The following is a 23209-nucleotide window of genomic DNA, read 5'->3' as shown; positions in this document are numbered from 1 at the left end:
CGCCGAAACGCAGCGTACTTTTAGGGGGACAGGCTATCCGTCTGGCTGTAGTAACGGACTTTAGCGAGCTATCACGCGGCCCGACTTCCGGATTGTTTACACGTGTTTTCCAAGACCTAGGGCAATCCCTGTGCCTTTCTTGGAACTCTGCCTTCAAGAATCCGATCATGAGGCCCGATGGAACTAGTAGTCGATTCAAGGAGGCTACATGTCGGGGAACCACGTACTCATTCTCGATCAGGGCGGGTTGTATCGCGACCTGTTGTCGAGCTACCTTTCGTCTCAAGGCTTCGAAGTTTCAGCCACGAACAACCAGGCTCAGGCCATCAAGGCAGCGAGCGATAAGCCCGTGGATCTGGTGGTCATCGACCTCTGCCGCGTCGGCAAGGTCGGGATGCGGTGCATCAAGAAGCTGCGTGCGCTCAACCCCTCGGCCAAGCTGCCGGTTCTGGTGCTTACCGATTCGGCTGAGCGTGAGGTGATCGTGTTGGCCGCCAAGCTGATGGTGAAGAAGTACCTGCTCAAGTCCCGGGTGAGTGCGGTGCAGCTCTGCTCGACGATGAAGTCGATGATCGCCGAAGGCGTTGAACCGCAACAGGCACCGAGCGCGGCCGAGGCGCCCCAGGCGCCGACGCAAGCAGCGGCGAGCGCCCCGGAACCCGCAGGGGCCCAGACGCCTCAGGCGGCGGACGCGGAACTGCTCAACGCCGCGAATCTCAAAGAACTCAAGCCGATCATGCGGCGCAGCGACGTGTACGAACTCCTGGACGGTTGCGGGGAGTTGAAGGGGATGTCGCCCGCGGTGTCGGAAGTGATGAGCATGACCCGGCGGAAAAACTGCTCGATCGAAGCGCTGTCCAAGGCGATCAAGAAAGACCAGGGCATGGCGCTGAAGTTGCTGAAGATGGCGAACTCCAGCGTGTACGACCGCGGCTCGCCGGTGGACTCGATCAACAAGGCGGTCATGCGGATGGGCATCAACGCGGTGCGCCAGGCCGTGACCAACATGAGTGTGATCGACAGCTTCGGGGACACCGTCGACCACCGGATCAACGCCCCGCACTTCTGGGAGCACTCGATCGCCACCGGCCTGATCGCCGCCGAGGCGACCCGCGCCCTGCAACGCGACGACGAAGCGATCGAAAACGCCTTCACCATGGGCCTGCTCCACGACACCGGACGGATGGTCTACACCCAGATCCTGCCCGACCAGATGGCGCGGGTGCTCGACGCGGCCGACCACCTGGGCGAATCGTTGGAGCGGGTCGAGTCCCGGCTGTTGCTGGTGAACCACGCCGAGGCGATGGACCGCATCCTCCACGCCTGGAAGTTCCCCAAAGAGTTGGTCGGCCCGATCGCGTTCCACCACCTCAGCGCGGGCAACATCCGCCGGATGGCCCCGAAGATCGTCGAGCCCTGCTGCGTGGTCGCGCTGGCCAACGGCCTGGCGCACGCGCTACTCGTCGGCCACAGCGGCAACCACACGATCTACCCCGTGCAGGAATACCTCACCGCGCTGAAGCTGGGTGGGGGATTCATCGAGCACATCGAAGAAGTCATCCCCGACCAGGCGACGGACCTCAAGCTGGCGATGCTCGCTCACAGCCCCGGCGGCTGGACCGACTATCGCTCGGAGATCGCCAAGTCGATCAACCACGGCAACCCGCGGCCGGTGTTCGTGGGGACCAAAGCCGAGACCGATCCGATCCGGGTCTTCCTCGATCGTCTGTTCCCGCCGCCGGTGAGCGACGAGGTGAAGCCGAACTTCATGGTCGTGTCGATCCAGAACCGCCGAGAGGTCGAAGCGATCAGCCAGCTCATCGAGCAGACCGAGCAGAAGATGGAAGTCGCGGACCTGCCCATGGTCGTGATCGCCAAGACCGCCGACACGCTGCCCGACCCGCGGCTGATGCAGAAGCGTTTCTTCGCCAACCTGACCACGCCGTTTCTGATCGAGCACTTTGTCGACGCGGTGAACCACATGCTCCCGGCGTCCAATCCCGCCCAGGCCGCGTGAACGCGGGGGGCCGATCGGTCAATCAATCCGGCATCCAGTGATCGACGATGGCTTTGCGCATCGCCTCGGCGGTGACGAGTTCTTCGACGACGACGTGGTCGGCGCCGTTCTGCATGGCGAGCATGCCCTTGCTGACGAAGTTGGTGCGGGCGCTGATAAAGACCTCGGGGCGGATGCCGTGGGCGACGCGGCAGGCGGTGAGCGCGTCTTCCTCGTTGGGCATGGTGAGCACCATGGTGTCGGCGGTCTCGATGCCCGCGGCGATCAGGTCGTCGGCGAGGCGGGCGTCGCCGAGGAGTACGCGCCGGCCGAGGCTGCGTTGCTGTTCGACGGTTTTGGGGTTGGTCTCGAGGATGGTGACTTCGAAGCCGGCGTCTGCGAGCCCTTCGGCGACGAGCCGACCGACCGGGCCGAAGCCGACGACGATCGCGGTGCGGGGTGCGGGAGAAGGGGGGGCGGCCATGGGTGGATGATAGAGCGGGGGTGGGCGGATGTCTTGTGGTGTGGGGGTATGAGGCGCGGAGTGGGGGTGGAGTAGGGGCCCGGATGCGCTAAGTGCATGCATTACCATGTTGGGGCCTTTCCCGAGATGTATCCATGCAAGACTTCAGCCGGTTTCCGAACGATCGATTTGGCAGGCAGCCTTGGCTGTATCTGAAACATGCCACGGCGGAGGATCGGGCGGCGCAGGCGGCGTGGCAGGACGAGCTGCGGTCGCGGGGCGACTGTGCGTTTGGCGAGGGGGTGTACATCTCGCCGGACGCGTCGCTGGCGATCGAACGGCTTCGGTTCGGGGACCAGACGTACGTCGGCAGCGAGACGCAGGTCGGGCCGAAAGTGGAGATGGGGTCGAATTGCACGATCAACGCCGGGGCGACGGTGCGGGGCGAGGTGACCATCGGCGACGGGGTGCGGATCGCCAGCTACGCACAGATCGTGGCGTTCAACCACGGCATCGACGACCTCAGCAAACCCATCCATCAGCAGGGGATCACCACCAAGGGGATCACGATCGGCGACGACGTGTGGATCGGCGCGAACGCGGTCGTGCTCGATGGGGTGAACATCGGCAGCCACGCTATCGTCGCGGCGGGCGCGGTGGTGACCAAGGACGTGCCCGAGTGGGCGATCGTGGGCGGCAACCCGGCGAGGCTGATCCGTTCGCGTCAGCCCGGAGCGGAACACGCGGGTTCGCCGTTGGCCGAGTTGTGGCAGGGTTTGCTGGAGCGGGTGCGCAGCGAGTTGCCCGCGGTGCTGTCGCGCTGCATGGTGGACGGCGAGCCGCGCAACCATCCCGGAGCGGAGCCGCAGTTCCGGCCGTGGTGCGACGCGGTGGAGTTGGCGGCGCGTTTCGGGCAGGACGTGCCGGGCTTTACGAATGAGCAGCTCATCGAAAAACTGCGGGCAGCGCAGGACGCCGAGACGGGGCTGATTCATAGCCCGTACAACGAGGGCCAGTTGGGTGAGTCTCCCGCGATGTTGCAGCGGCTGCGCTGTGGGCACTCGGCGTATCTCACGATGGCGGCGGGTTACGCGCTGCGTTGCCTGGGCAGTCATCTGCCGCACCGGGTGCAGGTGGCCCAGCGGATGGACACCGCGACGTTGGTTGAGACGCTGGAAGATGTGTACCGCGAGCTCAACGCGTGGTCGGCCGGGGCGTGGGTGGACCACTTCGCCAGCCTGATCGCGCTCGACCAGATCGACCACGGCAAAGGGCGCGACCTCTACGACCTGTTCGGCTGGCTGAACCTCCGGGCGGACGCGGCCTCGGGGATGTGGGGCAACCGCCGGGAGCAGGACGGCTGGCTGATGCCGGTGAACGGGTTCTACCGCTTGACGCGTGGGACGTATGCGCAGTGGGGCGTGCCGCTGCCGCACCCCGAGCGCGCGATCGACACGGTGCTGGCGCACACGCACGACGAGCGCTTCTTCGCGCCCGGCAAGTCGACGGCGTGTTACGTGCTGGACATCATCCACCCGCTGTGGCTGGCGCTGCGACAGGTGGACTACCGGCGGAGCGAGGCGAAGGCGGTGGCGGCGTATTGGTTAGAAGACACGGTCGCGCGTTGGCGCGCGGGCGAGGGCTTTGCGTTTGAGACGCGGGACGATGCGATCTCGAGCCTGATGGGCACGGAGATGTGGCTGAGTATCGCGTGGTTGTGTGCGGACCTGCTGGGGTTGGCGGAGCCCGGGGATCACCCGCCGCTTGGGATTCACCTGGGGCCGGCGATGGTGAGTGCGGGGGATCCGGTGCAGTCGCAGGGGTAGGGGAGTTGTTTGTGAGTTGGGTACCAGACGCTTCGCCGCGTTCGCGGCTCAGCGTCGGCGTGGTTGGGGTGAGAGGGGGCGGAGAGAAACACGCGCAAGAAAAAACCCACGGAACAAGTCCGTGGGCCTTGGAGGTGTTGGGGTGTGAATCGGCTCAGACGATCGAGAGCTTCTCGTAGTCGGCGACGGTGGCGCCGTCGAGGCAGGCCTCGATGATCTCGCGGCCCTTGGCGTCGAGGTCGTCGCTGAGGAACTGCTTGATCTGTTCGTGGAAGAACTCGGTGAGGATCTCCGCGCCCTTGTCGTAGCCCTCTTCGCCGACCTCGGGCTGGGTTTCGACCTGGAGGAACCAGTGGCCGATGGTTTGGCCTTCGACCTGGATGGTACGGGGCGTCTTGCCGAGCAGGGGGCAGCGGGCGTCGAGGACCTTCTCGGGGGCGAATGGGTTGGCTCCGCGACGCGAGAGGTACTCACGGGCGATCCACTGCGGCGCGAAGCCGGTCTCCCAGCAGCCGATGTGCTGGTTGGGGCAGAGGATGAACATGGTGTCGGACGTGTTCAGCACCTGGTGGAGCAGGATGTTGGCCTGGTCGACCTTTCGGCCGGTGGCGAACGGCCAGTAGCTGCCGACGCCTTCGGAGGTCATACCGCCTTCGTCGACGATGGACGGGTTGCCGTGGCCGCGGGGGGCGACCAGGCGCCACAGCCACGCCAGCGACGGGGGCAGCAAGTGGAAGATGCCCATGATGCCGTAGGTCGGATGATCGCTGGTGCAAGGGGGGCAACGCACGCCGAAGCTGCGGATGTCCACGGTGACGGGTTCGCTGACGATGCCGGGGTAGTTGTCGCGGGGGAAGACCACGCGGGGGTTGGGGCAGGGCACGCCGGGCTCGTCTTCGATGTGGTCCCAGATCATCGCGGTGCTGCCGGGGGTGGCGTTGATGTTCAGGAACAGCAGCGGGTCCTTGGGGTGGATGGTGATCTTTTCGAGGTGCGGGTCGGTGCCGTAGTGCGTGATGTGGTTCACGCGGAGGAACCAGGCGGCCTCGGCGTCGGTAAGGGTGAGCTTCTTCTCGTTGCCGGAGGTGGCGCTCTGCAGGTCGGGGTGGCAGAGAGCCATGTCGTCGGTGACGGGGTTGAGCTCGCAGCCGCGGGGCAGGGCGACGTAGCGGTTTTCGCCGTTGACGGTGTTGGTGCCCAGACGCAGTCGGCCGTCGGCCTCGCGGTGCATCTGTTCGAGCATCTCGGACTTGCCGCCGCCGGATGCACCCTCGTGCATGATGGTGATGGTGTTGTCGTAGGGGGTGACGACCTGGACGGTCGAGCAGTGGGCGGTGGTCCAGTCGGCCTTTTCGCCGAGCGTCAGGAGCATGCCGTAGACACCCTTCTTGGCCGAAGGCCCGGGGTAGAGGTTGTAGGAGTACAGCTCGTGCAGACCGTCGCGGCGGTTGTGGACGACGACCTGCTTGCCGTCGAAGTGGGTGTGGCGGAAGGGCGGGGCGATGTAGATGATCGCGGTGTGGTTGTACTGGTCGCCCTGCTTCTCGATCTCTTCGATGGGGATGATGCCCTGGAGCATGGCCAGGCCCATGGCGAAGAAGCCGGCATTGGCGGGGGCGATCACAAGGGCGGGCAGGCCCTTGCCGGTGCGGCCGGCGTTGAAGAAGAAGCAGGCGAGGTCCTGGGTCTTGAGCCAGGCGAAGGTGTCTTGGCGGGTCTCTTCAAAGTCTTTGCCGAAGCGGCCCTTGAAGGTGGGCTTGTCGGTGGCGCGGTCGTCGGCGATGCACATGCACTGCGCGTCGCGGCGACGCATGTATGGCTCGAGGTAGTTGCCGGCGATGCCGTTCTTGACGCGGCAGACCTTCACTTCGGGGACAAACTCGCCGTCGACGTCGTAGCCGACGGTGAAGTAGCCCGCCGGGTCGACCTGATCCTCGGGCACGGCGGCTTCCACGATTTCTTCGACGCTGCTGAAGAAGGTGACCGACTTGGCCTCTTCGAGCACCGACATGGCCGAGTGGGAGAGGGTGATGTTGGGCATCTGCGCGATGGACATGCGTCATGACTCCTGCCTGGGTAGGCAATCTAGGCGTTTCCGCGACGAACGGGCCGGTTGGCCCCGAGACTTTCCACCTCGTCACGGTCAGCGACAGTATAGCGAACCAAGGCCCGATGCGGGGTCTGTTAAATGCCTATAAAATAAGCGGAAATCGCACATTTTCGGTGCCGATATCGCGGGAGATTCCAACCGCCGTAAGCCTATGTGAGGGGGCGGTTAAACTGTAGATTCCATGGTCAAAATCAATCCCTATTCCGGCCGCCTGATTGGGTTGGTGATCGCGCTGATCGCCTTCCCGGCAATCGGCGAGGAGGTCTCGGTCGTCTTCGATCCGCCCAAGCGGATCATCTACCGCGATGCCGACGGCGTGACTCAACGGCGGGCCATCGAGGGCTATGACCTGGAGTTTGTGCAGATGGGCGGGCGCAAGTTCAAGCCCGTGGCGTGGAGCGACCTGGGGCCGAAAGCGTCCTACGAGATCTTCCGCCTCGTGCTGCGTGACGGTGACGGCGAAGATTGGCTCGGCGCGGGCCTCATCCTGCAAAACCTTGAGCCGCCGTACAGAAGGAACCGTTCTCGGGGGGCCATGTACGCGTTCGACCGCGCGGTCGAACTCGACCCCTCTCTGGCCGAACGGGTCGCCGAGCTGCGGGCCGAACCGGCCCAGCCCGCGACGGAAAAAGAACAAGCCGAACCGGAGACGGCCGAACCTCACGAGCCGCATCATGTCGAGACCGACCACGGCGACAACGAATGGCCACAGCTCACCGAAGAAGAGCACCAACGCCTAACCGAGTCGGAAGTGCGCTGGACCCGAGAGCACCTCGACGCCTTGGGGCTGGACTACCGTGTGATGGAATCCGAGCACTTCGTGGTTCTGGCCGACCGCAACCTGGGGAAAAGCGACGCCAAGTCGTCGTTGCAGTTGTTGGAGAAGATGTACGGCGAGTTGCTGGGGATGTTCAACCTCGAGTCGGACGACCAGGTCTACGCCGGGAAGTGCACGGTGGTCATCATCCATCGCCGTGAAGACTTCAGGGCCTACGAGCAACGGGCTTACAACTACGACGCCTCCTCGGCGGCGGGGGTCTGCCACTACCGCGCCCAGGGCGCGGTCCAGATCGTGGCCCGCCGATCTGACGATGAGTGGTTCTACCGCAAGATGCTGGTCCACGAAAACGTGCACGGCTTCCTCCACCGCTACCGCAGCTCGGCCCGCGTCCCCACCTGGCTCAACGAAGGCTTGGCCGAGTACATCGCCCACCGCCTGGTTCCCCAGTCCACCGTGGTGGAGAGCCGCCGACGCAAAGCACACGTCGAGATCCACAAGGGCGACCTCGGCCAGCTCACCGGGATTTTCGACAACTGGTCCGGCGGATCGTGGGCCTACGGGCTTTCGTACGGCCTCACCGATCTGATGATCGAGGGGGACAAGAAGGCGTATAAAAACCTGATCCACGACATCAAAGACGGGGTTACCTGGAAAGAAGCGCTCGAAACCAATTTCCGTTGCGACCCCGCACGTTTGCTTTCAACCTATTGCCAACACCACGGCCTCCCGGACCCGACACGGTGACCCTTGGCCACCCGACGAGATGAAGTGATGCCCCTACCGATGTACGTCGTCGATGCGTTTACCGATCAACCCTTCGCGGGCAACCCGGCGGGGGTTTGTGTGCTGGACGGGGCCGGCTGGCCGGGCGAAGCGTGGATGCAGAATGTGGCGGCGGAGATGAAACACTCCGAGACCGCGTTCCTGTTGCGTCCGGTCGGCGACGGTGCTTGGCGCATCCGATACTTCACGCCCGCGGTTGAGGTCGCGTTATGCGGCCACGCCACCCTCGGCAGCGCCCATGCGCTGTGGGACCAGGGCCACGCCTTGGTCGACGAGCCGATCATCTTCCAGACCCACGAGGGCAAGTCGCTGACCTGCGAGCGCACCGTCGACGGCGCGATCCGCATGGATTTCCCCGCCGACCCGCCTTCGGACACCGAGCCGCCCGTGGGCTTGCTCGAAGCGCTGAGGTTAGATGCGGACCACATCGACGATACCGCGACCGCGCGTGGCCGGTTCGATGTGTTGGTCCGTCTCGACAACGCCGAAGCGGTCAAGGTGGTGAGCCCGGATTTCGTGGCGCTGGGTCGGATCGCGGTGCGCGGCGTATTGGTGACCGCGCCCAGCGGCACCACGCCCGACAGCCGACCCGCCGACTTCACCTCCCGCTTCTTCGCCCCGGCCTCGGGCATCGACGAAGACCCCGTCACCGGCTCGGCCCACTGCCTGCTCGGGCCGTATTGGGCGCAGCGTCTCGGCAAGGACGAACTGCTGGCTCATCAGGCCTCGCCGCGCGGCGGGGTGCTGGGGGTCCGCGTCCGGGGCGATCGGGTCGGACTCACCGGCCGGGCCGTGACCGTCATGGTGGGCGAGTGGCACGCGCCGCCCCCGAGCGCGGGCTGATCTGCACATCCAAACGGAAAAAACACTGGGCCGAACGTCTTGAAGTTGTCACACTGTGTGCGCAGGTTTCGGACCCATGGCCAATACCCCCCATTCCACCCCGCCGCTGGACGAACGTCTGATCCGCTACCTGCAGGAGAAAGACCCGCAAGCGATCGATCGCATCATCGAGGCGTATTGGCCCACGGTGATGTCGGTCTGTCGGCGGTACCACGCCGACCCGCACGAAGCCGAGGACGCCGCGCAGGAAACCTTCCTGCGCCTGCTCCGCCACGCCCCGAAGATCCGCAGCCACCTCGGGGCCTGGCTGAAAACCACCGCCCGCTCGGTCTGCGTCGATCACATCCGCAAGGCGGTGCGTCACCGCGAACTCCTGCAGAAGCACCCCGGCCTGCTGGACCCGCCCGACCCGTCGCCCGCCAGCCGGCACCGCGTGCAGTCCAAGCTCGACGAAGCGCTGCAAAACATCGACGAGCCGTTGCGCGAGCTGCTCCTCGAACGCTACCACCGCTACACCCCGCTCCGCGTCCTGGCGGGCAAGTCGCGCACGAGCCTGTCGACCGTCCACCGGCAGCTCCAGCGCGGCCTCGACCAGACAGCGGACGTGCTCAAGGACATGGGCATCGAGGAAATCGAGGACCTCACCCGCCAGGCCCTGGTCGATCAGATCGTGAACGACCCGATGCGTCACGCCCCGCAGTGGCCCCAGGCTCCGACCCGTGGCGACGAGTCGGCCCCGCTCACCTTTCCGGGGTGGTCGCGGCCGATCCGGGTGGGCACGCTGATCAGCCATCACGCCCAGATCACCGAGTGCACCAACGGCCCGTTCGTCCCCAAGGAAGACGAGGCCGCGTTCTTCATGCGCTTCGTCGCCGACCCACGCTTCGAACTCATCTCCATCATCGACCCCGGCACCGACAACGTCGGCATGGTCGAACGCGTCATCCGCGACTACGCCTTCTGCGACGGCCTCATCGACGGGACCGATCTGGAATGCCTTAAGACCCTGGACGTCATCGTTGTGGGCCTTAGTTTCAGCCAGCGCGAAGACGTGCTGCACAACATCCGCCTCGCGGTCGAAGCGGGTGTGGGTTTTTTCAATGATGGTTTTTTGGGGACCAACCACCTCGGCCCGGGGCACCCCGATGTCATGGCGTTGAGTCTGTGCGCGACGCCGACGATGAGCTACTGCCCCTACGTCGAGATCCGCGGCCAACCCTGTCCGGGTGGGCAGGAGAACAACCACAACGGCCAGATCACCGTCCTGGTCGATCACCCCGCGACGCCGAGTTGGTTTGCGGGCAAGACGTTCAGGTGCGGCGAGTGTGGTCCGCGGTTCACGCCCGTCGCCGACGCGACGTTGATCGCGCAGCGTGAACAGACGCAGTTTGGCGACATGGCGTGCAAGACGCCGTACCTGGTGGGGGGGCACTGCGGCCGTGGCCGGGTGCTGTACCTCAATACGGTGCACGGCTATCGCCACGTGCCCGAGTGGACGCCGGGCTTAACGTGGGTGAGTGATGCCTTGCAGTGGCTGGCCGAGCCCCGGCGGGAGTCGCTGGGTTAGTGGTGAGCCGCGACGGGTTGGAATTTTTTGGGTCCGGGGATGCCGGGGGAGGTGATGCCGTGTTGGGCGAGCTTGTGCCACAAGCAGACCGTGCCGTAGGACAGGTCGAACCGGCGGGCGATTTCCTGCTTGCTTAGTCCTTTTTCGATTGAGGAAAGCACACGCTGGCGGAGTTCAATGCTGTAGGCCATGTCATCACTCTTTCGTTAATCCAAGGGCACAAATCACCCACCCGGGCAGGCCCGCCTGGGGGTAAGACGCACGAAACAGGCTTCTATTTCGCGTCGGAAGTTATTTTTGAGGATTTGGCAGTTCCGGGGAATTCCTGTGAACGCCACAGGGCGGGGGTTGGTTTTATGGGGCCGAGTCCCACGCCCGGTCACCCCGACGCCCCGATCGGCCGATATACTGCCTACACATGATGCTGGTCACGACTACCACCACTACCACCACGACCACGACCACCCGCCCCCCGGCGATCGGTTGAAGCTCATCGTTTACCCACGAGACTCCACCGGCCGCCAACCCTGGCGGCTTTTTTCGTATCCTGCCTCCCCCGCATCATCCACGCTCCGCCGCGAAACGAGACCCACCATGTCGATCCAAGTCACCCTGCCCGACGGCACGCAAAAATCCTACGACGACGGCAGCACGCCGTACGACGTCGCCAAGTCCATCGGCGAAAAGCTCGCCGAGGCCGCCATCGGCGCCCGCGTCAACGGCGAGCTGTATGACGTCCACCGCCCGCTGCCCGGCGACTGCGAGCTGGCGTTGGTCACCGCCCCCCGCATCGACAAGAAGGGCCGCAGCAAGTGGCGCGACGAGCAGCATGAGAAAGACGCCCTCTACCTGCTCCGCCACTCCACCGCCCACGTCATGGCCGAGGCCATCGAGCGCCTCTACCCCGACGTCGAGCTCGCCTACGGCCCGCCGCTCGACACCGGCTTCTACTACGACATGAAACTCGACACCCCGATCCGCGAGGCCGACTTCGCCCGGATCGAGGACGAGATGAAGAAGATCGTGGAAGAGAACCGCGCGTTCTCACGCTACGAACTCTCCACCGACGAAGGCATGGCCAAGCTTGGCGAAGAAAACAACAAGTACAAGCTCGACAACGCTGAGAAGGCTATCGAAAAAGGCAGCGCGACCCTGTCGTGGTACATCACCGGCGAGTCGGGCAACTGGGAAGACCTGTGCATGGGGCCCCATGTCGACACGACCTCACGCATCGGCGCGTTCAAGGTCATGTCCGTCGCCGCGAGTAACTGGAAGGGCGACGTCACCCTCGACCGCTTCCAGCGCGTCTACGGCACCGCCTTCTTCGGCGAGGCCGACCTCGCTGATCGTATGGAAGCCCTCGAACAAGCCAAGGCCCGCGACCACCGCGTCATCGGCCGGCAGCTCGGCCTATTCGAGATCGACGAGATGGTCGGCCAAGGCCTGGTGCTCTGGAAGCCCAAGGGCGCGGTCGTCCGCGATCAACTGCAGAAGTTCATCAGCGAGCACCTAGAACGCCAGGGCTACTCGCAGGTTTTCACGCCGCACATCGGCAAGCTCGACCTGTACCGCACCTCGGGCCACTTCCCGTACTACGCGGATTCGCAGTACCCGCCGATCCTGGAACGCGAGACCATCCGTCAATTGGCGGACGGCTGCTCGTGTTGCGCCGAGTTGGCCGACAAGCTGACCTTCGACGGTGAGAACGCGGCCGATATCGCTGCGGAAGTTTCCGGCGGGGGCTACATGCTCAAGCCGATGAACTGCCCGCACCACATCCGCATCTTTGCTTCGGACAAACACAGCTACCGCGACCTGCCCATCCGCCTCGCGGAGTTCGGCACCGTCTACCGCTGGGAGCAGTCCGGCGAGCTCGGCGGCATGACCCGCGTCCGCGGCTTCACCCAGGACGATGCCCACCTGTTCGTCACGCCCGACCAGTTGGCCGACGAGGTGCTCGGCTGCATCGAACTCGTGAAGATCGTCTTCAGTACGCTGGGCATGGACGACTACCGCGTCCGTGTCGGCCTGCGTGACCCCGACTCGTCGAAGTTCGTCGGCAAGGAAAGCGACTGGGACGCGGCCGAGGCGGCGTGCATCAACGCGGCAGAATCCCTCGGCGTGTCGTTCAGCCAAGAGCCCGGCGAAGCGGCGTTCTACGGCCCGAAGATCGACTTCGTTGTGAAGGACGTCATCGGCCGGGAGTGGCAGCTCGGCACCGTGCAGGTCGACTACCAGCTCCCGCAGCGGTTCGAGCTCTCATACATCGGTGCGGACAATGCCGAGCACCGCCCGATCATGATCCACCGCGCCCCGTTCGGTTCGATGGAGCGGTTCATCGGCTGCCTGATCGAACACTTCAACGGCGCGTTCCCCCTCTGGCTCAGCCCCGAGCAGGTCCGCGTGCTGCCGATCAGCGACAAGTTCAACGATTACGGCGAGAAGGTCCTGGCCGCGCTCAAGGATGCCGGCTTCCGTGCCGACATCGACACGTCCAAGAACCGCGTCAAAGGCAAGGTGAAGTCCGCCCAGGAAGCCAAGGTGCCGTACATGCTCGTGGTCGGCGGCAAGGACGAAGAGGCCAACACCGTCAGTGTTCGCCACCGCAGCGAAGGCGACCAGGGGGCCGTGCCGCTGGAAGAGTTCTTGCAGAGCATCGTGAAAGAACGCGATGAGCGCAGCCTCTGAGCCTGACCCGATCGAGATCGTTCAACTCACGGCCCAAGACGCCGAGGAGCTCCGCGATGTGCGTCTGCGCGCGTTACGCGAAAGCCCGACGGCCTTCGGCTCGAGCTACGAAGTTGAATCGGCGCTCGATGAATCGGCTTGGCGAGAAAAGGCCCAAGCCTGGACATACCCACAGCGGTGCGCGACCTGGGTCGTACGGCGGGGCGGCTCGACCTGTGGTCTTACCGCGTGTGTGATTGATGACCAGCAGGCCGACCGCGGCTGGCTGGTTTCGGTGTGGGTCGACCCGGAAACACGCCGCGTCGGTATCGCGGGCCGGCTGCTCGATCACGCGGTGGCGTGGGCCCAGCGCATGAACCTCACGGAGCTGCGGCTCCACGTTACCTCGAACAACCCGCCCGCCCAGAGGCTCTACGAGAAACATGGTTTCGTGGCCACCGGCGACTCGATGCCCCACCCGCGTGTCGCCGACCTGATCGAGTATGAGATGCGACGCCGGTTGGGTGATAACTGACCCAGGCGTGTCGCGCCAGCGGCTGGCTGTTCAGTCCATCAGAGCGGAGACGCTGTTGAGTTGGCAGGTGTTGTTTTTGCTATCGAAGGCGGTGACCGTGGCGCAATGCCGCTGGCAGAGCGTCTTGAAAGAACGCGGTGAACGGAAGCCGTGAGACTAGTTGACCACTCTCGTGAATTCGTCCCCAATCGGTTCCTCTAAATGCTCGTTATTTAGAAGATAAATCAGGCGATCAGGATCGGTTTGTGGAGTCAGCGAGCTGTCGTTGCGGACCCCGCTGAATGGATGGACGTAACCAGGATTCTCCGGGTCATCAAGGTAGTAATACTCGTCGAAACGAAGCACATCTTCTTCCCAGCGCAGGTTGTTGATCATGGATTCCCAGGGTGGGCTTTGGGTGGGTTTGATGAGAACCTTTCCATCCTGCTCTTCAATGGTGTAAACGGTTTCTCCTTCGGAAGCCCATTCGCCGATGAGGGCTTCGCGCTTGGGATGCGGGGGTATCGTTAGGTCGGCGATCTGACGTTCGGGCGGATGGTTTTTCAGCCGCTCGAGGTTGTCGATGATTTCGGCCCCGGCTTCGAGGTTTTGTAGCTCCTGAACCAACTGCTTGATCTCATCGGTGATCGCGGGGTCGTACCAGATGTTCAGACAGACCGGGGTTTCGCCTTTGACGCCGAAGAACTCATCGTTGTAGGCCTTGCCGGTCATCTCCCATAGGCCCTCACGTACACCGTGGTCCTTGCCGCCCGCTCCCCATTTCAGCCAGTGCCGAGTGGTGGCAGAGTTCCGTGGTACTTCGGGCAATACGAGATTGACGTATTCCATCTCCCCGGCCGCAACGAGGAACGCCAGGCTGGGCTGGATATCGGGAGGGTCGTCGAGAACGCTATACCCCGTAGTGGGGTCTTTTTCTTAGTTCTCAGGATTATCGACGAGCGCCCGGTAGTCCTTGACCTGCTTCCAGTGGTACGCGATCTCTTCAGCCGGGGGCGGTTCGAGCGGTTGGGCTCTAACGATCCCCGTGAGACTGGCGCACATCAGCACGATTCCAATCATCGTTTTCATGTTTTGATCTTAATCGAGAACCCGTGCTTATCGCGATAAATGTTGGATCCAAAACTTTGAATATGAGAATCCATGTTCATCCTATTCCTCACTTTGATTGAGTCAGATGTGTGAGCATTATTGTTTTCAAGTCACCACCCTCGCGTCACCGATGACGACTTGCTAGATTACCGCTCGAAGGTCTGTACGCACTTGCCCACGGACGGAGTACTCATCCAAGATGTTCAAAGTTCAACCCAGCGGCATCCATGGCCAAGGCCTGTTTGCCGACCGCTTTATCCCTGCCGACACCGTCATCGGACAACTCGAAGGTTCCTACACCACGCAGGACGGCGCGTACGTGCTCTGGATCACCGAAGAGCAGGGCTTCCGCGTCGAGAACGAGTTGCGGTTCATCAACCACGACAACGAGCCGAACGCGGCGTACTTCGACGACCTGACGGTCATGTCGTTGTGCGACATCCAGCCCGGCGAAGAAATCACCCACAACTACATGGGCGATGACGAAGTCGAAGAGGTGGAAGAAGACAGCGATTGGCACGACTGCGAAGACACGGCGGACACCTCGGGTGCCCTGCAAGAGGTTGCGCAGGCTTCCGACTGAACCCACCGCACAGATCAGATTGAGCCTCGGCCCATCGGCCGTTTTGCTATCGTTCGGGGATGAGCGATCAGGCGATGAAGCGTGTGGGGTTGGTGGGTTGCGGCGCTCGGGCGTTGGACCACCTCGCGTCGTACCGCGGTTTGGCGGGGACCCAGGTGGTGGCGTGTTGTGCGCCGTCGCCCCGACGGCGTGACCCGTTTGCCGCGGAACACGGGCTCAAGGCCTACGCCGACCCCGCCGAGATGATCCGGGCCGAGTCGCTGGACGTGGTCCACCTCATCACCGGGCCGGAGTCGCGTATCGCGTTGATGACGCTGGTGTCGGACCTCGGCGTGCCGTTCTGTGTCGTCGAAAAACCGATCGCCATCGGCGTCGCGGGTTGGCGGGCGTTGTGCGAGCTGTCTGAGAAAACCTCGACGGTGTTTGCGACCTGCCACCAGCTGCGCTGGTACGACACGCTCTGCCGGATCCGCGACGCGGCACAGGCGGGCGAATTCGGGGAGCTCCAATCGGTCGACTTCTCGGCCGGGATGACCCTGGCGGGGCAGGGCACGCACCTGCTGCACTACGCCCGTTCGCTCGTCGGCGATCCGCTGGTGAAGCGCATCTCGGCCACCGCGCAGGGCTGGGACACCTCCGACGGGTACCACCCCGCGCCGCTGGGCACCCGAGCCGAGCTGGAGTTCGACAACGGGATCACCGCCACGTGGGTCAGCGGGCCGGACGCGCCGCGCTGCGGCGACCCCGACGTGGTCTGGCAGCACATGCGCATCGGCATCCGCGGAAGCCGGGGCCACGCGGAGTACCAGGAGTTCGCCCGCTGGCACATCCAGACCGAATCGCGCCGCGCCGAAGGCGACTTCGGCGGTTTCGAACACGCCAAGGTGATCAACCGTGCCGGGCAGCAGAACCTCTACGCCGACATGCTGCGCGGCGAATCTCCCACTGGCCTGCCCGAGACGCTGCACGAGTGGAAGGTGGTGTTGGCCCTGTACACCAGCGCGCTCGCGGGCCGTCCGATCGATCTGGACGGTTTCGTGCCCGACGACGACCTGATCGAGCGGATGCAGCAGCGGTCGGCCTGACCCTCACCGTTTTTTAGCGCGACGCTTGGGCCTCGTTCCCGCCCAACACCGCGCAGGGCATCGCGTAGAATGCCCGCATGCAACAGACCACACTGGGTCAAACCGAACTCTCCGTAAGCGAACTCGGCTTCGGCGCAGCGCCCATCGGCATGCTCGACACCGAGATCGAACAGGTCGGCCGCGTCATCAACTACCTGCTGGACCACGGCGTCAATTTCATCGACACCGGTTCGTGCTACCGCGGCTCGGAAGAGGCCATCGGCCAGACCGTCGGCCACCGCCGCGACGACTACGTGCTGCTGAGCAAGTGCGGCCACGCCTCGGGCTTCGAGGGCGAAGACTTCACCCCCGAGGTCATCACCGCCAACATCGATCGCTCGTTGGAGCGTATGAAGACCGACCACCTGGACATCTGCCTGCTCCACTCCTGTGGCCAGGACGTGCTGGAAAAAGGCGAGGCGATGGGCGCGCTGGTCGAGGCCCGCGAGGCGGGCAAGGTGCGCTTCGCCGGGTACTCCGGGGACAACGCCGCCGCGGCCTACGCCGCCGGGCTGCCCGACGTCGCGGTGATCGAGACCTCGATCAACATCTGCGACCAGGTGAACCTCGACACGGTCCTCCCCGCCTGCCGGAAGCGTGACGTGGGCGTGATCGCCAAGCGGCCGATCGCCAACGCTGCGTGGAAGAGCCTCGACAGCCAGCCGGGCATGTACCAGAACTACGCCTCGGAATACCACCGCCGGTTCAACCTCATGTCGGTCACGCCCAACGACCTGGGCTACCACGGCCACCCCGAAGTCGAGTGGCCCGAGATCGCGCTGAAGTTCACCCTCGCCCACGAAGGCGTCCACACCGCCATCCCCGGCACGACCAGCACCGTCAACGCCGAGCACAACGTCGAAGCAGTCAACAAGAATCCGCTGCGCGAAGAAGTCGTCAACAAGCTCAAAGCCGCCTTCGCCAAGGCGCGCGACATCGACCCCGACGGTGATTGGAGCGGAAGGACTTGATTTACAGCCCTTTCGGCGCTGGAGCGCTATGCTCTAATCGTGATTCCCTTCGTTTACCACCCCGATTACGTGACGCCGTTGCCCGAGGGGCATCGGTTTCCGATGCCGAAGTTCGGGATTCTGCGCGATCTGTTGATTGACGATGGGGTGGCGACGGCCGAGCAGTTTCACGAGCCGGTGAAGGCGACGCGTGAGCAGTTGGAGCTGGTGCATGCGTCCGAGTATGTGGATGCGTTTGTGTCGGGTTCGTTGGACCGTGATGCGGTGCGGCGGATCGGGTTGCCATGGTCGGAAGGGCTAGTGAACCGCACGATCACGGCGGTGGGCGGGACGATCCGCACAGCCGAGTTGGCGCTCGAACACGGCCTGGCCTGCAACACGGCGGGGGGGACGCACCACGCCCACCACGACTTCGGTTCGGGGTTCTGCATCTTAAACGACCTGGCGGTCGCGGCGCGCGAGATGCTGCGACGCGGTTTGGTGCAGCAGGTGCTCATCATTGATCTGGATGTGCATCAGGGCGACGGGACCGCGGCGGTGTTCGCGAATGACGCCAGGGTGTTCACGTGGTCGGTGCACTGCGAGAAAAACTTTCCCGCGCGGAAGGTGCCGTCGGATTTGGACACGCCGTTAGCGGTGGGCGTGGGGGATGGGGCGTATCTCGAGGTCTTGTCGGCCACGCTGCCGGAGGTGTTGGAGCGTGTCGAGCCGGACCTGGTGATGTACGACGCGGGGGTGGATGTGCACGTAGACGACAAGCTCGGCAAACTTGAGCTTTCCGATGCAGGGTTGCTTGCGCGGGACCGCTACGTCTTGGAAAGCTGTCGCGGCCACGGCATCCCGGTGGCGTGCGTGATCGGCGGCGGGTACCACGCCGACCACGAGGTACTCGCCCGACGACACAGCACGGTCCACCGGGCCGCGGCTGCGGTGTTGGCGGAGGAGGCCCGGGTGCGGGTGTGAGGGTTGGGGGTGGGTCAGGCGATCTGGCCAGGATCGCTGGGCTCGTCATCGAGTTCGACGGGGTAGACCGCGTCGGTGACCCAGCAGTTGGCGGACTCGCCTTCGACGGGCCGCGACAGACGCCAAACGAACCACGCGGTTTCGCGGTCCGGGCCATGGGTCACCGCGATCAGAGCCTGGGCGACGCCCAGTTCGGGGTCTTGGGTGAGGTGCGCGACCTCGTGGCTGTGGTGGCCGACGAGCGGGGCGAAGGGATGGGCGCGGACCATGGCGTCGAAGCGCTCGAAGGGCCCGGTGACTTCTCGGTTGGCGGGGGCGGCGAAGTTCCAGACGACACGCATGCCGGTTTCTTCCGGGGCTTCGGGGTCGCCGGCGTTTTGGAGCCCGGTGAGCTGCGCGAGGATGACTTCGAGCGGCAGGAGTTCCGGAGCGGGGGCTTGGGCGGGCGGCGCGACGTCGGGTTCAGCGTCCTGAGCCCGGGCGTGCCGGGCGGGCATGAGGAAGGTGGCCGACAGACACAGCACCGCGGCGATGAGTGTGGTCGTCAGGCTTGTCGAGATCACCCATTGCATATTGGATGATAGGCAGGGGCTTAGTGGGGGGCGGGGGCCATGGTGGAGTCGCCGTTGCCCTGGCCGTAATGGGCGAAGATGAGGCCGGCCTGCCCGGAGCGTTTGCGTTGATACATGAGTTCGTCAGCGCCCGCCAGGAGCTGGTCGAGTTGGACCACGGGGCCGACGCACTCGTGGAACACCGCGCCGAGGCTGAAGCTGATGTCGCAGGTCAGGTCGGGGGTGACGCGTACTTTTTTGTAGAGGCAGGTGTCGCGCAGGCGGGTGGCGGCGACGCGTGCGCCGTGTTCGTCGATGTCGGTGATGAGCACGGCAAACTCGTCGCCCCCGAGCCGGCCGATGATGTCGCTGCGGCTGACCGAACGACGCAGGAGCTTGGCGATGCCGCGGAGCATGAGGTCGCCCGCGTCGTGGCCGTGAACGTCGTTGATGGGTTTGAGCCCGTTGAGGTCGAGCATCATGCAGCAGGCGCTCAGGCCGTTGGCCGCTTTGGAGAAGCGTTGCTCGGCGAGGTTGAAGAAGCCCCGGCGGTTGAAGACTTTGGTCAGCGGATCGGTGAAGGCCTCGAAGCGCAGGTTGCTGAGGTCTTCCTTCTGCTTGGACTGCGAGTGCTTCACGGTCGCCAGCTGCGTGACGAGGTGGATCGTGTTGGCCGAGATGGCGTCGAGGAACGGCTGGAGCTTGAGGGCTTCGCCGGAGTCCTGATCCACATCGCGGTTGAGTCGGCGCTGCGACTCGGTGTACACGTGGCCAAGGAAGGCGTCGGGCGTGGTGTAGACGTGGCTGAGGACCTTGGCGTGGACGGCCATGAGGCGGTCCAGGTCGACCGGGTCGATCTCGCCCTGGTCGTGGGGCAGCAGCCCGGCGATGAACAGGGCCAGCACCAGGCCCGCGTCGTCGTCGTCGCTGGGGAGTTGATGGTGGTTGCGCACACGTCGGCAGCTCTCGGCCGAGACGTGCCAGTCGTTCAGGACGTGGGCCCCCGCGACCGCGTGGTCGATGCCGAAGTGTTGCCGCTCGGCGTCGCTCCAGCTCTGGTTGGCGGGGCGCAGCGGCATGCGGTTTTCGTAGAAGTCGGGGTCAAGGCCCATCAGCAGCGGCAGCCCGATGTCGGCGATCAGGCCCGCGGCGTAGGCAGAGGTCTTGCGTTCGGGGTCGATGACCTGGGCGGCGAGGTGGGCGGCTTCGGCTTTGCGCAGCGAGGCGTTCCAGAAGCTCTGGATCATCTCGGGGCTGAGCTTCATCTGCTCGGCGAGGACCTGCAGGCCCATCGCCAACCCGAGCGTGCGCACCTGCGCGGGGCCGAGCTGGAGCACCGCCCGTTCGATACTGGTGATCTCGTTGAGCCGGCGGTTGCCCGCAGAGTTGACGACACCCAGAACCCGTGCCGACATGGCCGGGTCGCGCTCGACAATGTCAGTGACCTCTCCCGCGTCCTCGCCGCTACACGAAAGCAGGTCCAGCAGCGGGCCGGGGCGCACGGGCAGTTTCTGACCCAAGCGCTTGAGCGTATCGCTGGCCTTGCTATCGAGCTGGATGGACTCGGTCGATTGGGACATACCGCAGAACGCCTTGACAGACAGAGATAGATTCGAAACCCCTGATACCGCCAACGGAAAACCGGTGGCCGCGTATCTCTGTTGATATCGACGGTTTTGGCCCCGCAATTCATGTGTTTACTGGAGGGGTTGCCCCTTAGGTGGCCAAGAGCCCCTTGGCGAACGCGCTGAGTTCACCCATGCTGTCGCAGACGCAAAGGTTCTCGGACCCGCCATCGCCGCGCGGCCCGGCCTGACCGCCCACCACCAGCTTGGCACCCAGGGTGCCGAGTTGCTCGGCCAGTTGATCGATGGCTTTGGGAGACGGGGCGGCTTCGGTGTAGGAGCACGACAGCCAGACCAGCTTGGGGTGGTATTCCTCGGTCGCTTCCGCCAGCGATTCCAGTGGCAGGTTGGCGCCGAGGTTGATGTCGTTGTAACCGGCTTCGGCGCAGATGCACGCCGCCATGAGTGATCCCAACAGGTAGGGGTCGTTCGGTGGGCCGCCGCCCAAGGCGTACGGCCGGGCGGGCTCGTCCTCGGGCACCGCGTCGCTGAGCGCGGGCGGGGTGATCAGCAGACGCATCTGCGTGAGCGCGTGGATGCACACGTCGATCGCGTTGTGCTCGATGTAGATGCCCTTGGAGTTGTGGGCCCAGATCTCACCGATACGGGCCATCGCCAGATTGATCGGCCCGTCACAGATCCAGGCGAGAGATTTACCTTTGAGGAACAGGTCCAGCAGCAGGCCCCGCGCTTCGTCGGTGTGGCCGTTGACCAGCATCTTCTCGAGCATGACCGCGGCTTTTTCAGCGGTCACGGGGCGAGCCTGGGAGGAGAGTTTGCCGGCCTGGTGGATACCCAGCAGCTCGGGCCGCACAATCGGCATGTGCGCCTCGCGGGCAAAGCGCACGGCTTCCTGCAGCGTGATCCGGCGGTGGCCCCCGGCGGTACGGGTCACGCGCACCCGGCCGTCATCCGCCCAACGCTTGAGCGAGGATTCGCTGACCCCAATCACTTGGGCCAGTTCTTTTGGAGAAAGGCTCTGTTTCACGAGTTTCTGGGGTCCTTCGGGCCCGAAGCGTAGCGTTCTGCGCTGCAATAGACAATACAACATCGTCCAAAACGTCCGGTTCTATGAGCGTAGGTGCCGATAAGGCAGATTTCCAGCAACTTCTGCTGGCGCGATATGCTGGGCCGATGGCCAATCCCCCCTCGAAAACCGAATCCCTGGACGTTACCGGCTACGGCTTTTCCCAGGATGACCTTCCCGAGCTCGACCACGGGCCGCTGGACCTGCGGACCTGGTTCAAGTTCGAACGGACCGCCCAGGCCGAGGGCCCCGGGGCGGGCTTTGATCTGGAGATCGGCTCGGGGAAGGGCACCTTTCTGGTTCAGCAGGCCGGGCTGGAACCGGAGGTCGACTTCCTGGGGGTGGAATGGTCCAAGAAGTTCTGGCGTCTGGCGGCCGACCGCGCCCGCCGACATGGCCTAGGCAACGTCCGCCTGCTCTGGGCGGATGCGACGGTGTTTGTCCGCAACTACGTGGCGGATGAGGCGTTGCGCCGCGTGCACATCTACTTCCCCGATCCCTGGCCCAAGGCCCGCCACAACAAACGCCGTTCGGTGCAGGCCCCGTTCCTGCGGGAGTTGCACCGCGTGCTCCAGCCGGGCGGCGAGATCCGGTTGGCGACGGACCACGCCGATTACTTCCAATGGATGCAGGAACACGCGGCTCAGGTCGAAGACCTGTTTGAGCGTCGGCCGTTCGAGCGTCCCGCGTCGGCGGGCGAGGGCGAGTTGGTGGGAACGAACTTCGAACGCAAGTACATCCGCGAAGGCCGTGAGTTTCAGGCGATGATTTTGGTCAAGCGTGACCCGGGCCGATAAACACCGTTAATCCCCGATCAGCCCCATTCGCCGCCGAACCGACTGGGTTTTGTTTATATTGATCCACACGTCCTTATTCTTGGAGAAGTCCCATGCGCTTGCTCACCGTTGCCCTGGCCGCCACCCTGACCTGCACCCCCATGTTGATGCTCGGATGCGCCGGCGGAGGCTCGTCGGCATCCTCGAGCACGGCGGAAGAAACGGCCCCGCCCGCTAAGGTCTTCGCCTCGCCGGTACAGATCATCGCCAAGGTCAGCGGCGACCAGATGCCCATCGAGTCTCACGGCGTCGGCATCCTGGACCAAGCCGCGGTTGCCGGGCTTGGCCTGGACGCGGCGTTTGCCGACGCGGGTGTGCCGGTGGACCTGGGCGTTCAGTCGGTCGTGCTCTTCAGCCTCGGCCAGCAAGCCACAGGCGGCTTCGCCGCGGACATCACCGGGCTGCAACTCAAGGGCGACACGCTCTACGTTCAAGGCACCGCCGAGGCCCCGGCATCGGGCGATGCCGCCACCCAGGCCATCACCTTCCCGTACTGTGCGGTGGTGACACCGAAGCTGCCCGAGGGCCTGACGGTGCTCAGCGACATCACCTCGCTGCAGTAATCCCGGCGATCGAAAGTAGCGCAAACCCCTAGATTCGGCCGGTTGTTGCTTTGCCGGATCGGGGGTTGGGTTAAAATAGACGGGAGTTACCGTGCCGGTTTGGACGTTGTGGGCCAATCGGCCGACATCGGGCTGGATCGGGTTTCCTATCGTGTCGATAACCCGGGCAGACGCACGTTTGGCCCGATGAATCAACATACGCCGTTGCCCCGGTTGAAGTGTTGGCGCTAGGGCCAGGTTTGCGAGAGTCTCTGCGTTGTGCTGAAACTTGTCTGCCCAAGCTGTTCCCGTTCTCTTGAAGTCGAT

General features: G+C 64.4%; 20 protein-coding genes and 2 pseudogenes. 14 read left to right on the top strand and 8 right to left on the bottom strand.

All coding sequences use genetic code 11. From position 1 onward, the window contains the following. The first annotated feature begins 208 nt into the window (after window positions 1-208). Complete coding sequence (locus HNQ40_RS07060) at window positions 209-2017, top strand: response regulator (RefSeq protein ID WP_184677176.1); 1809 nt, start codon at window positions 209-211, stop codon at window positions 2015-2017. Between the two features lie 22 nt (window positions 2018-2039). Here the strand turns inward: HNQ40_RS07060 and HNQ40_RS07055 are convergent, their stop codons facing one another. Next, window positions 2040-2480 carry an NAD-binding protein gene (locus HNQ40_RS07055; RefSeq protein ID WP_184677175.1) on the bottom strand — a complete coding sequence of 147 codons (441 nt, stop codon included), beginning with the start codon at window positions 2478-2480 and terminating at the stop codon, window positions 2040-2042. 134 nt (window positions 2481-2614) lie between these two features. On the opposite strand from HNQ40_RS07055, the pseudogene HNQ40_RS18710 reads away from it, so the two are divergent. Together HNQ40_RS18710 and HNQ40_RS18705 are read left to right on the top strand one after the other, a co-directional pair. Next, window positions 2615-2941: pseudogene (locus HNQ40_RS18710) on the top strand (acyltransferase); the annotation flags it as partial. Between the two features lie 75 nt (window positions 2942-3016). Further along, a pseudogene (locus HNQ40_RS18705) lies at window positions 3017-3184 on the top strand (DapH/DapD/GlmU-related protein); the annotation flags it as partial. A 1255-nt stretch (window positions 3185-4439) separates the two neighbouring features. Here the strand turns inward: HNQ40_RS18705 and HNQ40_RS07045 are convergent. Then, on the bottom strand, window positions 4440-6341 hold the full coding sequence (locus tag HNQ40_RS07045; protein ID WP_184677173.1) for a DUF4914 family protein: 1902 nt from the start codon (window positions 6339-6341) through the stop codon (window positions 4440-4442). Window positions 6342-6576: 235 nt separating this feature from the next. Between HNQ40_RS07045 and HNQ40_RS07040 the strand changes: the two genes are divergently transcribed. From HNQ40_RS07040 to HNQ40_RS07030, 3 genes are all read left to right on the top strand, one after another. Further along, window positions 6577-7920, top strand: a complete 1344-nt coding sequence (locus HNQ40_RS07040) for a hypothetical protein (RefSeq protein ID WP_184677172.1) — start codon at window positions 6577-6579, stop codon at window positions 7918-7920. Window positions 7921-7947: 27 nt separating this feature from the next. Further along, window positions 7948-8802, top strand: a complete 855-nt coding sequence (locus tag HNQ40_RS07035) for a PhzF family phenazine biosynthesis protein (protein WP_184677171.1) — start codon at window positions 7948-7950, stop codon at window positions 8800-8802. A gap of 76 nt (window positions 8803-8878) precedes the next feature. Next, window positions 8879-10369 (top strand): RNA polymerase sigma factor, encoded by a 1491-nt coding sequence (locus HNQ40_RS07030; protein ID WP_184677170.1) that lies wholly within the window; start codon window positions 8879-8881, stop codon window positions 10367-10369. Here HNQ40_RS07030 and HNQ40_RS07025 read toward each other — a convergent pair. After that, window positions 10366-10560, bottom strand: a complete 195-nt coding sequence (locus HNQ40_RS07025; protein WP_184677169.1) for a helix-turn-helix domain-containing protein — start codon at window positions 10558-10560, stop codon at window positions 10366-10368. The two genes, HNQ40_RS07030 and HNQ40_RS07025, sit on opposite strands and share 4 nt — an antisense overlap. A 403-nt stretch (window positions 10561-10963) precedes the next feature. On the opposite strand from HNQ40_RS07025, the gene thrS reads away from it, so the two are divergent. Next, complete coding sequence (thrS, locus tag HNQ40_RS07020; RefSeq protein WP_184677168.1) at window positions 10964-13057, top strand: threonine--tRNA ligase; 2094 nt, start codon at window positions 10964-10966, stop codon at window positions 13055-13057. Further along, entirely contained in the window at window positions 13041-13571 is a 531-nt protein-coding gene (locus HNQ40_RS07015) for a GNAT family N-acetyltransferase (RefSeq protein WP_184677167.1), read from the top strand. The genes thrS and HNQ40_RS07015 overlap by 17 nt, the downstream gene beginning before the upstream one ends. A 156-nt stretch (window positions 13572-13727) precedes the next feature. Here HNQ40_RS07015 and HNQ40_RS07010 read toward each other — a convergent pair whose 3' ends face one another. Both HNQ40_RS07010 and HNQ40_RS07005 read right to left on the bottom strand, forming a co-directional pair. Next, window positions 13728-14399, bottom strand: a complete 672-nt coding sequence (locus tag HNQ40_RS07010; RefSeq protein WP_184677166.1) for a hypothetical protein — start codon at window positions 14397-14399, stop codon at window positions 13728-13730. Window positions 14400-14486: 87 nt separating this feature from the next. After that, window positions 14487-14639 (bottom strand): hypothetical protein, encoded by a 153-nt coding sequence (locus HNQ40_RS07005; RefSeq protein ID WP_184677165.1) that lies wholly within the window; start codon window positions 14637-14639, stop codon window positions 14487-14489. Window positions 14640-14859: 220 nt separating this feature from the next. On the opposite strand from HNQ40_RS07005, the gene HNQ40_RS07000 reads away from it, so the two are divergent. From HNQ40_RS07000 to HNQ40_RS06985, 4 genes are all read left to right on the top strand, one after another. Beyond that, window positions 14860-15243 (top strand): SET domain-containing protein, encoded by a 384-nt coding sequence (locus tag HNQ40_RS07000; RefSeq protein ID WP_184677164.1) that lies wholly within the window; start codon window positions 14860-14862, stop codon window positions 15241-15243. Window positions 15244-15302: 59 nt separating this feature from the next. Further along, window positions 15303-16328: a Gfo/Idh/MocA family protein gene (locus HNQ40_RS06995; protein WP_184677163.1), complete on the top strand. Its 1026-nt coding sequence runs from the start codon at window positions 15303-15305 to the stop codon at window positions 16326-16328. 77 nt (window positions 16329-16405) lie between these two features. Next, window positions 16406-17338: an aldo/keto reductase gene (locus tag HNQ40_RS06990; protein ID WP_184677162.1), complete on the top strand. Its 933-nt coding sequence runs from the start codon at window positions 16406-16408 to the stop codon at window positions 17336-17338. A gap of 36 nt (window positions 17339-17374) precedes the next feature. Further along, entirely contained in the window at window positions 17375-18301 is a 927-nt protein-coding gene (locus HNQ40_RS06985) for a histone deacetylase family protein (RefSeq protein WP_184679195.1), read from the top strand. A 14-nt stretch (window positions 18302-18315) separates the two neighbouring features. On the opposite strand, the gene HNQ40_RS06980 is transcribed toward HNQ40_RS06985, so the two are convergent. The 3 genes from HNQ40_RS06980 to HNQ40_RS06970 form a co-directional block, all read right to left on the bottom strand. Next, window positions 18316-18873 (bottom strand): hypothetical protein, encoded by a 558-nt coding sequence (locus HNQ40_RS06980; protein WP_184677161.1) that lies wholly within the window; start codon window positions 18871-18873, stop codon window positions 18316-18318. Between the two features lie 20 nt (window positions 18874-18893). Beyond that, complete coding sequence (locus HNQ40_RS06975; protein WP_184677160.1) at window positions 18894-20432, bottom strand: sensor domain-containing diguanylate cyclase; 1539 nt, start codon at window positions 20430-20432, stop codon at window positions 18894-18896. Between the two features lie 136 nt (window positions 20433-20568). Further along, window positions 20569-21465, bottom strand: coding sequence for a hypothetical protein (locus HNQ40_RS06970; protein ID WP_184677159.1), 897 nt, complete (start codon window positions 21463-21465; stop codon window positions 20569-20571). Window positions 21466-21611: 146 nt separating this feature from the next. Between HNQ40_RS06970 and trmB the strand changes: the two genes are divergently transcribed. Together trmB and HNQ40_RS06960 are read left to right on the top strand one after the other, a co-directional pair. Continuing rightward, a complete protein-coding gene (gene trmB, locus HNQ40_RS06965; protein ID WP_184677158.1) occupies window positions 21612-22301 on the top strand; it encodes a tRNA (guanosine(46)-N7)-methyltransferase TrmB in 690 nt (229 codons plus the stop codon). A gap of 92 nt (window positions 22302-22393) precedes the next feature. Next, window positions 22394-22903: a protease complex subunit PrcB family protein gene (locus HNQ40_RS06960; RefSeq protein WP_184677157.1), complete on the top strand. Its 510-nt coding sequence runs from the start codon at window positions 22394-22396 to the stop codon at window positions 22901-22903. Window positions 22904-23209: the final 306 nt, after the last annotated feature.

It is taken from the genome of Algisphaera agarilytica, assembly GCF_014207595.1.
GTDB classification, from domain to species: Bacteria; Planctomycetota; Phycisphaerae; order Phycisphaerales; family Phycisphaeraceae; genus Algisphaera; species Algisphaera agarilytica.
Note: the sequence above shows the minus strand (reverse complement) of the source record. Positions and strands in the feature narration are given on the sequence as shown.

Excerpts from the sequence above, each read along its gene's own strand:
- HNQ40_RS06960 (WP_184677157.1), top strand. The coding sequence starts at position 22,394 with ATGCGCTTGCTCACCGTTGCCCTGGCCGCCACCCTGACCTGCACCCCC.
- HNQ40_RS07010 (WP_184677166.1), bottom strand. The coding sequence starts at position 14,399 with ATGGAATACGTCAATCTCGTATTGCCCGAAGTACCACGGAACTCTGCC.
- HNQ40_RS07005 (WP_184677165.1), bottom strand. The coding sequence starts at position 14,639 with ATGAAAACGATGATTGGAATCGTGCTGATGTGCGCCAGTCTCACGGGG.
- HNQ40_RS06980 (WP_184677161.1), bottom strand. The coding sequence starts at position 18,873 with ATGCAATGGGTGATCTCGACAAGCCTGACGACCACACTCATCGCCGCG.
- HNQ40_RS06995 (WP_184677163.1), top strand. The coding sequence starts at position 15,303 with ATGAGCGATCAGGCGATGAAGCGTGTGGGGTTGGTGGGTTGCGGCGCT.
- thrS (WP_184677168.1), top strand. The coding sequence starts at position 10,964 with ATGTCGATCCAAGTCACCCTGCCCGACGGCACGCAAAAATCCTACGAC.
- trmB (WP_184677158.1), top strand. The coding sequence starts at position 21,612 with ATGGCCAATCCCCCCTCGAAAACCGAATCCCTGGACGTTACCGGCTAC.
- HNQ40_RS07030 (WP_184677170.1), top strand. The coding sequence starts at position 8,879 with ATGGCCAATACCCCCCATTCCACCCCGCCGCTGGACGAACGTCTGATC.
- HNQ40_RS07040 (WP_184677172.1), top strand. The coding sequence starts at position 6,577 with ATGGTCAAAATCAATCCCTATTCCGGCCGCCTGATTGGGTTGGTGATC.
- HNQ40_RS07025 (WP_184677169.1), bottom strand. The coding sequence starts at position 10,560 with ATGGCCTACAGCATTGAACTCCGCCAGCGTGTGCTTTCCTCAATCGAA.
- HNQ40_RS07060 (WP_184677176.1), top strand. The coding sequence starts at position 209 with ATGTCGGGGAACCACGTACTCATTCTCGATCAGGGCGGGTTGTATCGC.
- HNQ40_RS06975 (WP_184677160.1), bottom strand. The coding sequence starts at position 20,432 with ATGTCCCAATCGACCGAGTCCATCCAGCTCGATAGCAAGGCCAGCGAT.
- HNQ40_RS07000 (WP_184677164.1), top strand. The coding sequence starts at position 14,860 with ATGTTCAAAGTTCAACCCAGCGGCATCCATGGCCAAGGCCTGTTTGCC.
- HNQ40_RS07055 (WP_184677175.1), bottom strand. The coding sequence starts at position 2,480 with ATGGCCGCCCCCCCTTCTCCCGCACCCCGCACCGCGATCGTCGTCGGC.
- HNQ40_RS07035 (WP_184677171.1), top strand. The coding sequence starts at position 7,948 with ATGCCCCTACCGATGTACGTCGTCGATGCGTTTACCGATCAACCCTTC.
- HNQ40_RS07015 (WP_184677167.1), top strand. The coding sequence starts at position 13,041 with ATGAGCGCAGCCTCTGAGCCTGACCCGATCGAGATCGTTCAACTCACG.
- HNQ40_RS06990 (WP_184677162.1), top strand. The coding sequence starts at position 16,406 with ATGCAACAGACCACACTGGGTCAAACCGAACTCTCCGTAAGCGAACTC.
- HNQ40_RS07045 (WP_184677173.1), bottom strand. The coding sequence starts at position 6,341 with ATGTCCATCGCGCAGATGCCCAACATCACCCTCTCCCACTCGGCCATG.